Annotated in this window: 1 rRNA gene; it reads left to right on the forward strand. The window is 53.4% G+C overall.

Annotated elements, in window-relative coordinates:
* Positions 1-1,312: ribosomal RNA gene (locus DW937_RS14565) — 16S ribosomal RNA — on the forward strand; the annotation flags it as partial.
* Between the last annotated feature and the right edge of the window lie 14 nt (positions 1,313-1,326).

The raw sequence follows: 1,326 nt of genomic DNA on the forward strand, positions 1-1,326 counted from the left end.
CAGAGGGAAAAGGAGTGATCCGCTTTGAGATGGCCTCGCGTCCGATTAGCTAGTTGGTGAGGTAACGGCCCACCAAGGCGACGATCGGTAGCCGGACTGAGAGGTTGAACGGCCACATTGGGACTGAGACACGGCCCAGACTCCTACGGGAGGCAGCAGTGGGGAATATTGCACAATGGGGGAAACCCTGATGCAGCGACGCCGCGTGGAGGAAGAAGGTCTTCGGATTGTAAACTCCTGTTGTTGGGGAAGATAATGACGGTACCCAACAAGGAAGTGACGGCTAACTACGTGCCAGCAGCCGCGGTAAAACGTAGGTCACAAGCGTTGTCCGGAATTACTGGGTGTAAAGGGAGCGCAGGCGGGAAGACAAGTTGGAAGTGAAATCTATGGGCTCAACCCATAAACTGCTTTCAAAACTGTTTTTCTTGAGTAGTGCAGAGGTAGGCGGAATTCCCGGTGTAGCGGTGGAATGCGTAGATATCGGGAGGAACACCAGTGGCGAAGGCGGCCTACTGGGCACCAACTGACGCTGAGGCTCGAAAGTGTGGGTAGCAAACAGGATTAGATACCCTGGTAGTCCACACCGTAAACGATGATTACTAGGTGTTGGAGGATTGACCCCTTCAGTGCCGCAGTTAACACAATAAGTAATCCACCTGGGGAGTACGACCGCAAGGTTGAAACTCAAAGGAATTGACGGGGGCCCGCACAAGCAGTGGAGTATGTGGTTTAATTCGACGCAACGCGAAGAACCTTACCAAGTCTTGACATCCCTTGACAGACATAGAAATATGTATTCTCTTCGGAGCAAGGAGACAGGTGGTGCATGGTTGTCGTCAGCTCGTGTCGTGAGATGTTGGGTTAAGTCCCGCAACGAGCGCAACCCTTATGGTCAGTTACTACGCAAGAGGACTCTGGCCAGACTGCCGTTGACAAAACGGAGGAAGGTGGGGATGACGTCAAATCATCATGCCCTTTATGACTTGGGCTACACACGTACTACAATGGCGTTAAACAAAGAGAAGCAAGACCGCGAGGTGGAGCAAAACTCAGAAACAACGTCCCAGTTCGGACTGCAGGCTGCAACTCGCCTGCACGAAGTCGGAATTGCTAGTAATCGTGGATCAGCATGCCACGGTGAATACGTTCCCGGGCCTTGTACACACCGCCCGTCACACCATGAGAGCCGGGGGGACCCGAAGTCGGTAGTCTAACCGCAAGGAGGACGCCGCCGAAGGTAAAACTGGTGATTGGGGTGAAGTCGTAACAAGGTAGCCGTAGGAGAACCTGCGGCTGGATCACCTCCTTTCTAAGGAGTCAGGC

Source organism: Faecalibacterium sp. AM43-5AT (assembly GCF_003603345.1).
Classification (GTDB): Bacteria; Bacillota; Clostridia; order Oscillospirales; family Ruminococcaceae; genus Faecalibacterium; species Faecalibacterium taiwanense.